The sequence below is a fragment of the Neisseria elongata subsp. elongata genome (genome assembly GCF_900113545.1).
GTDB classification, from domain to species: Bacteria; Pseudomonadota; Gammaproteobacteria; order Burkholderiales; family Neisseriaceae; genus Neisseria; species Neisseria elongata.
The window spans coordinates 138359-150697 of record NZ_FOPS01000006.1 but is presented as its reverse complement, the minus strand read 5'-3'; the positions used below and the strand labels follow the sequence as shown (position 1 = coordinate 150697).

General features: G+C 58.2%; 10 protein-coding genes. 3 read left to right on the top strand and 7 right to left on the bottom strand.

All coding sequences use genetic code 11. The annotated features are described in order from the left end of the window. Positions 1 to 147: 147 nt before the first annotated feature. The 4 genes from aroG to BM261_RS07620 all read right to left on the bottom strand — a co-directional run bounded on the left by aroG (position 148) and on the right by BM261_RS07620 (position 4360). Positions 148 to 1191: a 3-deoxy-7-phosphoheptulonate synthase AroG gene (gene aroG, locus BM261_RS07635; RefSeq protein ID WP_074897086.1), complete on the bottom strand. Its 1044-nt coding sequence runs from the start codon at positions 1189 to 1191 to the stop codon at positions 148 to 150. A 303-nt stretch (positions 1192 to 1494) separates the two neighbouring features. Continuing rightward, on the bottom strand, positions 1495 to 2832 hold the full coding sequence (mltA, locus tag BM261_RS07630) for a murein transglycosylase A (protein ID WP_074897084.1): 1338 nt from the start codon (positions 2830 to 2832) through the stop codon (positions 1495 to 1497). 131 nt (positions 2833 to 2963) lie between these two features. Then, positions 2964 to 3746 carry an indole-3-glycerol phosphate synthase TrpC gene (gene trpC, locus BM261_RS07625; protein WP_074897082.1) on the bottom strand — a complete coding sequence of 261 codons (783 nt, stop codon included), beginning with the start codon at positions 3744 to 3746 and terminating at the stop codon, positions 2964 to 2966. A 227-nt stretch (positions 3747 to 3973) separates the two neighbouring features. Continuing rightward, positions 3974 to 4360, bottom strand: a complete 387-nt coding sequence (locus BM261_RS07620; RefSeq protein WP_074897079.1) for a DUF488 domain-containing protein — start codon at positions 4358 to 4360, stop codon at positions 3974 to 3976. A 177-nt stretch (positions 4361 to 4537) separates the two neighbouring features. Here BM261_RS07620 and BM261_RS07615 point away from each other — a divergent pair, with 177 nt between their 5' ends. Further along, positions 4538 to 5953, top strand: coding sequence for an alanine/glycine:cation symporter family protein (locus BM261_RS07615; protein ID WP_114910558.1), 1416 nt, complete (start codon positions 4538 to 4540; stop codon positions 5951 to 5953). A 291-nt stretch (positions 5954 to 6244) separates the two neighbouring features. Here the strand turns inward: BM261_RS07615 and BM261_RS07610 are convergent, their stop codons facing one another. Continuing rightward, on the bottom strand, positions 6245 to 7411 hold the full coding sequence (locus BM261_RS07610; RefSeq protein WP_074897077.1) for a trans-sulfuration enzyme family protein: 1167 nt from the start codon (positions 7409 to 7411) through the stop codon (positions 6245 to 6247). Between the two features lie 209 nt (positions 7412 to 7620). On the opposite strand from BM261_RS07610, the gene folE2 reads away from it, so the two are divergent. After that, positions 7621 to 8394, top strand: a complete 774-nt coding sequence (folE2, locus tag BM261_RS07605; RefSeq protein WP_049250380.1) for a GTP cyclohydrolase FolE2 — start codon at positions 7621 to 7623, stop codon at positions 8392 to 8394. A gap of 354 nt (positions 8395 to 8748) precedes the next feature. Here folE2 and mscL read toward each other — a convergent pair whose 3' ends face one another. Further along, on the bottom strand, positions 8749 to 9186 hold the full coding sequence (gene mscL, locus BM261_RS07600) for a large conductance mechanosensitive channel protein MscL (RefSeq protein ID WP_074897075.1): 438 nt from the start codon (positions 9184 to 9186) through the stop codon (positions 8749 to 8751). Between the two features lie 199 nt (positions 9187 to 9385). Continuing rightward, complete coding sequence (fabI, locus tag BM261_RS07595; protein WP_074897073.1) at positions 9386 to 10168, bottom strand: enoyl-ACP reductase FabI; 783 nt, start codon at positions 10166 to 10168, stop codon at positions 9386 to 9388. A 126-nt stretch (positions 10169 to 10294) separates the two neighbouring features. On the opposite strand from fabI, the gene BM261_RS07590 reads away from it, so the two are divergent. Further along, entirely contained in the window at positions 10295 to 12088 is a 1794-nt protein-coding gene (locus BM261_RS07590; protein ID WP_074897150.1) for an extracellular solute-binding protein, read from the top strand. Positions 12089 to 12339 lie beyond the last annotated feature (251 nt).

Below are 12339 nucleotides of genomic sequence, written 5' to 3'. Positions count from 1 at the left end.
GGCCGTCTGAAAGAAAGGTTTGCGGTTATAGCAGGCCGTTTGTCTGACGGCAATCGGTATTTGCGGTTCTGTCCGACGGCTGATGCGGAAAGGCCGTCTGAAAATGCGGGTGGTGCTTTTCAGACGGCCTCGGACGGTGTGCGTGCGTCAGGGGCGGTTGCGGACGGCGTCGGCCAGCAGGGCGAGCATTTCTTCGGTGGTGTCCCAGCCGATGCAGGCATCGGTGATGCTTTGGCCGTAGGTTTCGGGTTTGTCCTGACGGCCTTCGACGAGGTGGCTTTCCACCATCACGCCCATGATGTTTTGTTTGCCGTTGCGGATTTGCGCCGCCACGTCCTGAGCGACTTCCATTTGGCGGGTGTAGTCTTTGCGGCTGTTGGCGTGGCTGCAGTCTACCATCAGGCGGGGGCTGACTCCGGCTTTGGTCAGTTGGGCGACTGCGTCTCGGACGTGTTCCGCGCTGTAGTTCGGCTCTTTGCCGCCGCGCAGGATGACGTGGCAGTCGGGGTTGCCCGCGGTGTGGACGATGGCGGAGTGTCCGGCTTTGGTAACGGAGAGAAAGTGGTGCGGGTGGGAGGCCGCGCCGATGGCGTCGATGGCGATTTTGAGGTTGCCGTCGGTGCCGTTTTTGAAGCCGACGGGGCAGGACAGGCCGCTGGCAAGCTCGCGGTGCACCTGGCTTTCGGTGGTGCGCGCGCCGATGGCGCCCCAGGAGATGAGGTCGGCGTAATACTGCGGGGTAATCATGTCGAGGAATTCGGTGGAGGCGGGCATGCCGAGGTTGTTCAGATCCAACAGCAGGCGGCGGGCTTGGCGCAGGCCGAAGTTGATGTCGAAGGTGCCGTCCAGATAGGGGTCGTTGATGAGGCCTTTCCAGCCGACGGTGGTACGCGGTTTTTCAAAATAAACGCGCATGACGATGAGCAGCTCTTTTTCGTATTTTTGCCGCAGGGGCAGCAGGCGGCGGGCGTATTCGAGGGCGGCTTTGGGGTCGTGGATGGAGCAGGGGCCGATAACGGCGAGCAGGCGTTTGTCGCGGCCGTGGATGAGGTCGGCGATTTGGTTGCGGGTGCTTTCGACGAGTTCGGCCGCCTTGTCGTCCAGCGGCAGTTCGTAGAGGTGGGCGATGGGGGGCAGCAGTTCGTCTATGCCGTTGATGCGGATGTCGTCGGTTTTGTTCATGCGGTTCATGGCTGTGTCCGTTGTCGCGTTGTTTTTGTCAGGCGGGAAGGATAGCCGCCCCGGCAGGGGCTTGGCAAGATGGAATTTGCGGTTTTGTGTTATTAAATTGCTTAATTTTCCGTTTTCGGCGTTGTTTGTTATTTGATGCGCCGTTTTGTGTGGTTTTATGGCATTTTATGCTCTTGGCTGTAGTGCTGAGGCCGTCTGAAAAGCCGCTCGGGCTTCGCGGAAACGCCGTTTTCTGGACGAAACAGGGTTTTCTGTTTTCAATATGCAGAAGCGGGACTTTCAGACGGCCTGTCGGTTTCCGGCTCAGGGGCGGTATTGCGGCGAGACGCCGTTGGGCAGGAGCTGCCAGACGTAGCCTGTGTGTTTCATTTTGCCGGCGACGCGTCCGGCTTCGTCGCCGTATCCCCAGAAGTAATCCACGCGCACCGCGCCTTTGATGGCGCTGCCGGTATCCTGCGCCATAATCAGGCGGTTGAGGCCGTGGCGGGTTTCGGGGTGGGTGGTGGCGACGAAGAGGGGTGCGCCGAGCGTGATGTGGTGGCGGTCTACCGCGCCCGCGTATTCGCCCATCAGGGGGGTGCCGAGCGCGCCGATGGGGCCGTCGCTGTTGTCGTCGAGGGTGCGGAAGAAGACATAGCTGGGGTTTTGCCCCAATACTTCGGCTAGTTTTTGCGGGTTCTGCTGCATATAGGCTTTGATGCCCTGCATGGTGGTCTGCGCCAGCGGGAGGTAGCCGCGGTCGGCCATGTAGCGGCCGATGGAGACGTAGGGGTATTCGTTTTTGTCGGCAAACCCGAGGCGGATGTATTTGCCGGACGGGGTTTTCAGGCGGCCGGAACCTTGTATTTGGAGGAAGAAGAGTTCGACGGGGTCGTCGGCATAGCCGAGTATCGGTGCTTTGCCGTTCAGCGCGCCGCCGTTGATTTCGTTGCGGGTGTGGTAGGGGACGAAGCTGCCGCCGACAAAACGGCCTTTGAGGGCTTTGGTGCGCTCGGTGATGGGGAAGGCGGCGAGGTTGGCGGTGTGGGTGCCGTCGGCGGCGATGCGGCCGGTGTTCTGTCCGGTTTGGCGCACGCGGACGGTGGCTTTGCTGCCGCGCAGGTTGGCGGGCAGGTCTACCGAGACGAAGTCGTAGGGGATGCCGTAAACAGGGAAGCGGGCGCGGGCGGAGGCTTGCGTGTCGCCGTGGAGGACGGGTTCGTAATAGCCGGTTACGGTGCCGCCGAGTTGGCCGTTTTCGCTGACCTGCCAGGGGGTGAAGTATTGTTCGAAAAAACTGCGGGCGGCGTGGTTGTTGCGTTGGGTTTGCGCGGCCTGCGTGCAGACGGCCTGCCAGCCGGGTTGGTTTTGCAGTTTTTCGCAGCCTTTGAGGAAGGATTCGAGGCTTTTGGCGAAGTGCTGGTGGGACCATTGCGGCAGTGCGGCGTAGTCGACGGCGGTGTAGGACGCGCTGCTGCCCGCGGGGCGGACGGTCGTACCGGCGGTGGCGCGCTGTCCTGCGGGCTGCGGGGTGCGGTAGGTGTTGACCGGTTGCACGGTGGTGCCGGCGGGCTTTAAGGCGGGGCGGGGTTTTTTGGCTGTGCAGGCGGCCAGTGCGGCGGCAGACAGCAGGATGCAGAGGCGTAAAACTTTTTGATTCATGAATGATGATGCCAAGAGGCCGTCTGAAAGCGGAAACTTCCTTTCAGACGGCCTGAAATACGGAGGAATTGCAAACGCGGGCACTATATCACAGTCCGGGCATCCGTGTGCCGGGGCAGGACGGGCGGGCGTTAAAACAGTTTGGCGACTTCGGCGGCGATGTCGTCGGCACGCATGAAGGTTTCGCCGATGAGGAAGGTGTGCACGCCGTGTTTCCGCATGGATTCGACGTCGGCTTTGTTGCGGATGCCGCTTTCGGCCACGACGATGCTGCCGTCCAAACGGGGCAGCAGGCGCAGGGTTTGGTCGAGGCTGACTTCAAACGTGCGCAGATTGCGGTTGTTGACGCCGCGCAGGGGGGTGGTGAGGCGGGCGCATTTTTCCAATTCGCTTTCGTCGTGCAGCTCCAGCAATACGTCCATGCCTAATTGGTGCGCGGTTTGTTCGAAATGTTCGAGTTGTCCCGCTTCCAGTGCGGCGGCAATCAGCAGCACGGCATCCGCACCCCAGGCGCGCGCTTGGTAAATCTGATATTCGTTGATGATGAAGTCTTTGCGCAATACGGGCAGCGAACAGGCGGCTTTGGCCTGTTTCAGGTATTCGGGCGCGCCTTGGAAGTATGGTTCGTCGGTCAATACCGACAGGCAGGCCGCGCCGCCGCGTTGGTAGTCGGCGGCATGGGCGGCGGGATCGAAGTCGGGGCGTATCAGTCCTTTGGACGGGCTGGCCTTTTTGATTTCGGCGATCACGGCGGGCAGACCGGCGGTGCGTTTGGCGCAGATGGCGGCGATAAAGCCGCGCGGCGCTTCGGCTTGTTCGGCTTGGCGACGGAGTGTTTCCAATGGGACGGCGGCCTTGGCGGCGGCGACTTCTTCGGCTTTGGTGGCGAGGATTTTTTGCAGGATGTCAGTCATGGTGTTTGCCTGAATGCGAGTTTGAACGGGATAGGCGGCGGATTATAGCAGGCCGTCTGAAAGGATTAGGGTCTGTCGATAATTACTTTTCCATGCGGGTTTTTGACCTGGGAGCGGAAAATTCGAGGCGGAAAACGGCAGTCAGGCCGGATATTTTGTGAGAATTTTCAGCACGGAAAATGTCGCTTTGAGTGAAAGTGGGCGGAAAACGGCAGTTGCCGAAGACGCTAGGCACCGTCTGTTTTATCGAGGTAAACGAAGGTTTCGCCGAGGAAGTCCGCCAATACGGAAACGTGTGACTGTTCCGGATGGCGGACGGCGGTCAGCAGGCGGACTTCGCCGTGCGCTTTTTCCAGTTCGAGCAGCCGTGAAACGGCCTGCTTCGTTTCTGCACCGTTCAGTTCTTTATAGTAGCGGGAGGCGAAGGCGGCGAAGTTTTCCTCCGGATTTTCGTGATAGAAACGGCGCAGGGCGGTGCTGGGGGCGATGTCTTTCAGCCATTCGACGGCGGCGAATGTTTCTTTGGTAATTCCGCGCGGGTAGAGGCGGTCGATGAAGACGGCGCAGAGGCCGGATTCGGGGTGGAAGGCATAGATGCGTTGGACGGTAAACACGGGCGTATCCTCGGTTTGGCAGCCGCAGGCCGTCTGAAGGGCGGGGATGTTTCAGACGGCCTGCGGTTGCAATGTAAAGTTTTCTCAATTTCTTTGCAGTATATTACAATCGCGCCTTTTCCGCCGTATGTCCGCCGCATGGGCGACGGCCGGTTCTGTTTGGGAGGTTCGGAATTTATGATTGAGACGATACACGAATGGGTCAATAAGATTAACGGCGAATTGGGCGTTTATCTGATTTTCCTGCTGTTGGGTACGGGGCTGTTTTTCACTTTGGCCACCGGTTTTGTCCAAATCCGCCTGTTCGGCCGCAGCATCCGCGAGATGCTGGGCGGGCGTAAGGCGGTCGATGATCCGCACGGCATCACGCCGTTTCAAGCTTTCGTGACCGGATTGGCCAGCCGTGTGGGTGTGGGCAATATCGCCGGTGTGGCCATCGCCATTCATTTGGGCGGGCCGGGCGCGGTGTTTTGGATGTGGGTAACCGCCGTCATCGGTATGAGCTCTGCCTTTGCCGAATCGTCGCTGGCGCAGCTTTTCAAAGTCCGCGACCACAAAAACGGCCACTTCCGCGGCGGCCCTGCTTATTACATCCGTCAGGGCTTGGGGCAGAACTGGATGGCGGTGCTGTTTTCCGTCAGCCTGATTTTCTGCTTCGGTTTGGTTTATAACGCCGTGCAGTCCAATACCATCGCGGTGGCGGCCAAAGGGTCGTGGAGCTGGGATAGGGATGCGGTCGGCGTTGCCTTGGTCATCCTTTCCGCGCCGATTATTTTCGGCGGCATCCGCCGCGTTTCGCGCATTGCCGAAGGGCTGGTGCCGATTATGGCGGTTTTGTACCTGCTGATGGCGTTGTATGTCATGGCGATGAATATCAGCGCCGTGCCGGCCGTGTTCGGCCAGATTTTCGGCAATGCCTTCCGTTTTGACGCGGCCGGAGGCGGCCTGCTCGGCGGCCTGATTTCGCAAACCATGCTCAATGGCATCAAGCGCGGCCTGTATTCCAACGAGGCCGGACAGGGTTCCGCCCCGAACGCCGCCGCAGCAGCCGATGTGAAGCACCCGGTGTCGCAGGGCACGATTCAGATGCTGGGCGTGTTCGTTGATACCATCATCGTTTGTTCCTGCACCGCGTTTATCGTGCTTGCTTCAGGTGCGCCTTACGAAACCTTGAGCGGCGTCGAACTGACGCAGACCGCGATTGTCAGCCAGGTCGGCAACTGGGGTGCGGACTTCCTGACCGCCATCCTGTTCATGTTCGCCTTCTCCACCATCATCGGCAACTACGCCTATGCGGAATCGAACATGCAGTTCATCAACAACCATTGGCTGACAATCGCCATTTTCCGTATGGCCGTGTTGGGCATGGTGTATTTCGGCGCGGTGGCCGAAGTGCCGCTGGTGTGGGATATGGCGGACTTGACCATGACCACGATGGCGTTGATCAACCTGGTTGCCATCCTGTTGCTGTCGCCGCTGGTGTTCCTGTTGCTGAAAGATTATTCGGCCAAACTCAGAATGGGCAAAGACCCGGAATTCAAGCTGTCCGAACATCCGAGCCTGAAGCGGAAAATCAAATCGGATATTTGGTAATCCACAGTTGAAGGAAACGGAAAGGCCGTCTGAAACCGTATTTCGGGTTTTCAGACGGCCTTTGGTTATTTGAAGCGGTTGTGTTTGTCGCTTAGGTATATCGGCATTATCCACAGCAGGCAGCTGTACATCACCAGCATGCTGACAGTAAAGAAAACCTGCTGCCGGTGCGTCATCGGCAGCAGCGGGCAGCGGCTCCCTTTTCAGCCATTTGCGCATATCGGGCGACTTCCTATAAAACGGCAGGCCGTCTGAAAAGCGGAAAAGTTTTTTCAGACGGCCTGCAGGCCTTTATAACGTGGTATCCAATGCGGATGAAATATCCGCCCAAATATCTTCCACGTCTTCGATGCCGATGGAGAAACGCAGCAGGCCGACCTTGATGCCGAGCTGCATCTTCACGTCATGCGGTACGCCGCTGTGCGACTGGCTGTAACAGTGGTTCACCAAACTTTCCACGCCGCCCAGGCTGGAAGCCATCGTAACCAGTTTCATGTTTTTAATCACACTGTTTGCGGCTTCGCGGCTGTCGTTTTTCAGATACAGTGTGACCACGCCGCCGCAGCCTTTGGCCATCTGCCTTTGCGCCAGCGCGTGATGTTCGTGCGACGGCAGGCCGGGGTAGAACACTTTTTCCACGGCGGGGTGGTTTTCCAGGCGGCGGGCGATTTCCAGCGCGTTTTCGCAGTGCCGCCGCATCCGCAGGGCAAGGGTTTTAATCCCGCGCAACACCAGCGCGCAATCCATGGGGCCGGCCACACCGCCGGTATTCACCATCATGTTTTGCATGGGTTTGGCCAGCTTTTCGTCTTTCACGACGACCACGCCCATCAAAACGTCCGAGTGGCCGCACAAATATTTGGTGGCCGAATGGAAAACGATGTCGCAGCCCATGTCCAGCGGCTGTTGCAGATAGGGCGTGGCAAAAGTGTTATCAATGCCGGCCAGCGCGCCTGCCGCCTTGGCCTTGGCCGCCAGCGCGACGATGTCCACCAGCCGCAAAAGCGGGTTGGACGGCGTTTCCAGCCACACGAGCTTCACGTTTTGATTTTCCGCCAACGCGCGGTCGAGGTTGGCGGGGTCGGTCAAATCGGCAAACACGACGTTCACCCCCCAAGGCGCGTAAACTTCGGTCAGCAAATCATAGCTGCCGCCGTAGATGTCGCAGACGGCGACGACGGTGTCGCCCGGCCGTAAAAAAGTGCGGAACACGCAGTCTATGCCCGCCATGCCGCTGCCGAAAGCAAAGCCCGCCGCGCCGTGTTCCAGCGCGGCCACCGTGTCTTCCAGCACCTTGCGCGTCGGATTGCTCAAACGGGCGTAGCGGAAGGGGATCTGCTCGCCGATTTCCTTCATGGCGAACATCGAATTTTGATAAATCGGCGGCATGATGGCGCGGTTGTGTTCGTCGGGGTTGTAGGCGGTATGGATGGCTTGGGTGTCGAAACGGTATTTCATCTCTGTCTTCCGATGGTTTGACGGGAAACGGGATTGTAGGCCGTCTGAAAAACGGCGGCAACACGCCAAAGCCGTCCGAAAGCGGTTTTCAGACGGCCTCGAAAGGCTATCAAACAATAGACATTCCCAATCCGCATTGCCGCCACGCGGCTGCGGATATATACTCGCGCATTTCTCAAACACGCACGCCCTTTAAGGAATAACAACGCATGAATGCCATCGCCGATGTGCAGAGCAGTAAAGATTTACGCAATATGCCGATTAACCAAGTCGGCATCAAAGACCTCCGCTTCCCCCTGCAAATCACCACCGCCTCCGGCACCCAGTCCACCGTCGCCCGGCTCACCATGACCGTCCGCCTGCCCGCAGAACAAAAAGGCACGCACATGTCGCGCTTCGTCGCCCTGATGGAAGACCGCCGCCGCGAACTCGATTACGGCGAACTGAAAGACCTCACCCAGCGCATGTTGGAGCTGTTGGATTCCGACGCGGGCAAAATCAGCATCGCGTTTCCGTTTTTCCGCCAGAAAACCGCACCCGTATCGGGCATCCGCTCGCTGTTGGATTACGACGTTACCCTCTGCGGCGAAGTGGCCGGCGGCGGATACCGCCACAGCCTCAAAGTGCTGGTACCCGTTACCTCGCTCTGCCCGTGCTCGAAGGAAATTTCGCAATACGGCGCGCACAACCAGCGTTCGCACGTTACCGTATCGCTGGTGTGCCGCGAAAACGTATCGGTGGAAGAGGTTATCGACATTGTAGAAAACCAAGCCTCCTGCCAACTTTACGGCCTCTTGAAACGTCCCGACGAAAAATACGTCACCGAACGCGCCTATGAAAACCCGAAATTCGTCGAAGACATGGTGCGCGACGTGGCCGTCGCCCTGCGCGGCGACGACAGGATAGAATCCTTCACGGTGGAAAGCGAAAATTTCGAAAGCATCCACAACCACTCGGCTTACGCCTATATCGCCTACCCTTGAGGTTTCCCGACAGAAAGGCCGTCTGAAAGTATGTTTCAGACGGCCTTTCAAAATCACGGCGGGCCAGTATCGTAAACATCATCCGCCCGCATACCGTTTGGCCGGATGGTACAAGACAGTTTGATTATTTATAGTGGATTAAATTTAAATCAGGACAAGGCGACGAAGCCGCAGACAGTACAGATAGTACGGCAAGGCAAGGCAACGCCGTACTGGTTTAAATTTAATCCACTATAGTTTCCTATCGCGATGCAACGTTTGATACCAAAGGGAAAAAATGCCGCCATCACTTCCATCCGCTGACAAAAGGCCGTCTGAAAATGTTTTCAGACGGCTGCTTAATATGCGTGGGGATTATTTTTTCAATGAATCGCGGATTTCGCGCAGCAGCAATACTTCTTCGCTCGGTTCGACCGGTGCTTCTTCGGGCGGTGCTTCCTGTTTTTTCAAAGTGTTCAGGGCTTTGACCACCATGAAGATGGCGGAGGCGATGATGAGGAAGCTGATGATGCTGTTGATGAACAGGCCGAGGTTCAGGGTAACCGCGCCGCCCGCTTGTGCGGCAGCCAGTGAGGCGTAGCCGTCTGCCGGGGCGTTGGCGCCGTTTTTCAAAGTGAGGAACAGGTTGGAAAAGTCCACGCCGCCGATCAGCAGGCCGATGGGGGGCATGATGACGTCGTCTACCAGTGATTTGACAATGCCTGAGAAGGCGGTGCCGACCACCATACCGATTGCGAGGTCGACGACGTTGCCGCGCATGATGAAATCTTTGAATTCTTGTTTGATTGACATGATTTTGTCCTTTCGTGATGTTGCCGTGTATCAATAAAGGCGGCAGTGTAGGGAAATGCGTCGTTTTCGTTATATTTATATGATTTTCGGTTGTTTTGGGCAATATACGGCGATTTTTTGCTGTTTCGGCGCATGAAAAAACGCAGGTGCGGAAGTTTCCGTGCCTGCGCTGTTTTTCAGACGGTCTGATGTGCGAGAATCAGACTTCGCTCAGGGCATTGATGCTGTAACCGCCGTCCACATAGGTGATTTCGCCGGTGATACCGGAGGCGAGGTCGGACAGCAGGAAGGCGGCGGCGTTGCCGACTTCTTCGATGGTTACGTTGCGGCCGAGCGGGTTTTGGTCGGCAACGTGTTTGAGCAGTTTGCTAAAATCGGCTATGCCCGAGGCGGCCAGTGTCTTAATCGGACCGGCGGAGATGCCGTTGCAGCGGATGCCGTCGCGGCCGACCGAAGAGGCGGTGAAGCGGATGGCGGCTTCGAGGCTGGCTTTGGCCAAACCCATGACGTTGTAGTTCGGGATGGCGCGCACCGCACCGAGGTAGGAGAGGGCGACGACGGCGGAATTGCGGCCTTTCATCATCGGGCGGGCGGCTTTCACCAGCGCGGGCAGGCTGTAGGCGGAAACGTCGTGTGCGGTGTTGAAGGCTTCGCGGCTGATGCTGTCGAGGAAGTCGCCGTTGAGTGCTTCGCGCGGGGCGAAGGCGATGGCGTGTACCAAGCCGTCGAGGCCGTCCCAGCTTTTGCCCAGATCGGTAAACAGTTGCTCGATTTCGGCATCGCTTTGTACGTCGCAGCGGAATACCAGTTGCGAACCGAGTTCTTCGGCCATTTTGCGTACGCGTTCTTCGAGTTTGTCCACCACATAGGTGAATGCCAGTTCCGCGCCTTGTTCGCGGCAGGCTTTGGCGATGCCGTAGGCGATGGAGCGTTCGGAGATCATGCCGGTAATCAGGATTTTTTTGCCTTGCAGGAAGCCCATGTCGATAGTCCTTGGTTGGGAGATGAAAATAGGCGCGATTATAGCTGAGTTTGCGCGGCGGTGGAAAAGGCCGTCTGAAAACGGGTTACAATGCGGCTTTCCTTTTTCTGCCTGCAAGGTATCCGCATGAAGCCGTCCGCCGTTTCCGCCTTTTGCGCCGCCGTCCTGTTGTCGGCCGCCGTCCGTCCCGCCGTTGCCGGTTATGCGGCCGGTTTGGGGCAGCCGCCGCTGTATGCCGAAGGTTTCAAACATTTCGGCTATGTGAATCCGAACGCGCCCAAGGGCGGCAGTTTCACCCTGCCTGTGCAGGGTAGTTTCGATACGCTGAACCCGTTTACCTTGAAAGGTTCGGCGGAGTCGGGCGTTGCGATGCTGACGGTGGATACGCTGATGACGGAGGGCGGCGACGATCCTTTTGCCATGTATGGCCTGTTGGCGCAAGATATTTCGCTGGCTTCAGACGGCCTCTCCGTTACCTTCCGGCTCAATCCGAAAGCGCGTTTCCACAACGGCGATCCGGTGCTGGCCGAAGACGTGGCCGCCTCGTTCAAACTGCTGACGCAGGACAAAGCCGCGCAACCGCGTTGGAAATTCTATTGGTCGGACGTGGCGGCGGTGGAAACGCCCGACAGCCGAACCGTCCGCTTCCGCTTCAAAAAACGCAATGCCGAACTGCACATGATTTTGGGGCAGCTTCCCGTGTTTTCGCGCAAAAGTTACCCGCAGGGTTTGGAAAAGGGCGGCAACACCGCCCCCATCGGTTCCGGCCCCTACCGTTTGGTGAAAACCGATTCAGGCCGCCTGAGCGAGTTTGCCCGCGACAAAAACTATTGGGCGCGCGATTTGCCCTCGCGGCGCGGCATGTACAACTTCGACACTGTGCGCTTCCGCTACCTGCGCGACCCGACCATGCGGATTGAAGGCGTGAAGGCGGGCGATTTCGACTTCACGCAGGAAACCGCCGCCCGTTCGTGGGCGCGCGCCTATCCGGCCGACATCCTGAAAAAGCGCGGGCTGGAAAAGGCCGAACTGCCGCACAGCAACACCGTCGGCATGCAGGGTTTCGTCCTGAACCAACGCCGTGCGGCATTGAAAGACATCCGGGTACGGCAGGCTTTGGTTTTGAGCTTTGACTTTGAAAATGTGAACAGCCGCATGATGTACGATGCCTACCGCCGCAGCCCCAGTTTCTTTACCAACAGCGAAATGGCCGCCTCCGGCCTGCCCGATGCCGCCGAACTCGCCTTGCTGACCCCGCTGTCCGACCGCCTGCCTGCCGCCGTCTTCCGCCAACCCGTGCCGATGCCGCCGCAGAGCGACCCCGCGCTCGGCATCCGACCGAATTTGCTGAAAGCCCGCAGCCTGCTGCTGGAGGCCGGCTACCGTTATCAAAACGGCGTGCTGACCGACAAACAGGGCAGGCCGCTGGTATTGGAATATCTGACCAACAGCAAAACCTTCGAGCGCGTGGCGGGCAAATGGCAGCGCGACCTGGCCAAAATCGGCATCACCCTCAACCTGCGCACCGTCGATGCCTCCCTTTATCAAAAGCGGCTGGCCGATTTCGACTACGACATCATTATGGCCACTTACTCCAACAGTCAAAGCCCGGGCAACGAACAAATCGACTATTTCGGCTGTGCCGCCGCCCAAACCAAAGGCAGCGGCAACTATGCGGGCGTATGCGACCCTGCCGTCGAACAACTGCTGAAACGGTTTGAACACTTCTCCGACCGCCGCGAACTGGTTACCGCCGCCCGCGCCCTCGACCGCGTATTGCGCCACCAATACATCGTCGTCCCCAACTGGTACAGCGACCGCTACCGCATCATTTACCGCCGTACGCTGGGCATCCCCGCCCGTCCGCCGAAATACTATCAGGCGGCATCTTGGGCGTTGCAGACTTGGTGGGTGAAATAGGTAAAATAGCGGAAGGCCGTCTGAAAAGCTAAAAATCCTTTTCAGACGGCCTTTTGTTTTTTCCTTTTCATTATCTATGTTATGCAGCAGGGTGAACGATGAAATCAATTTTTTCGGTAGCGGCAGGATAACGATGCGGCAAATTGCAAATCTATGGATATCAAACCCGCAGGCAGCGGTTGATGCCCCTGCATAAAATGAGGCCGTCTGAAAGTTGTTTTCAGACGGCCTTTTGTCATGCGGCAAAAGAA

Bases quoted from the DNA above. Each gene is read 5' to 3' on its own strand.
- BM261_RS07615 (WP_114910558.1), top strand. From the start codon at position 4,538: ATGATTGAGACGATACACGAATGGGTCAATAAGATTAACGGCGAATTG.
- folE2 (WP_049250380.1), top strand. From the start codon at position 7,621: ATGAATGCCATCGCCGATGTGCAGAGCAGTAAAGATTTACGCAATATG.
- BM261_RS07610 (WP_074897077.1), bottom strand. From the start codon at position 7,411: ATGAAATACCGTTTCGACACCCAAGCCATCCATACCGCCTACAACCCC.
- mscL (WP_074897075.1), bottom strand. From the start codon at position 9,186: ATGTCAATCAAACAAGAATTCAAAGATTTCATCATGCGCGGCAACGTC.
- trpC (WP_074897082.1), bottom strand. From the start codon at position 3,746: ATGACTGACATCCTGCAAAAAATCCTCGCCACCAAAGCCGAAGAAGTC.
- BM261_RS07590 (WP_074897150.1), top strand. From the start codon at position 10,295: ATGAAGCCGTCCGCCGTTTCCGCCTTTTGCGCCGCCGTCCTGTTGTCG.
- mltA (WP_074897084.1), bottom strand. From the start codon at position 2,832: ATGAATCAAAAAGTTTTACGCCTCTGCATCCTGCTGTCTGCCGCCGCA.
- aroG (WP_074897086.1), bottom strand. From the start codon at position 1,191: ATGAACCGCATGAACAAAACCGACGACATCCGCATCAACGGCATAGAC.
- fabI (WP_074897073.1), bottom strand. From the start codon at position 10,168: ATGGGCTTCCTGCAAGGCAAAAAAATCCTGATTACCGGCATGATCTCC.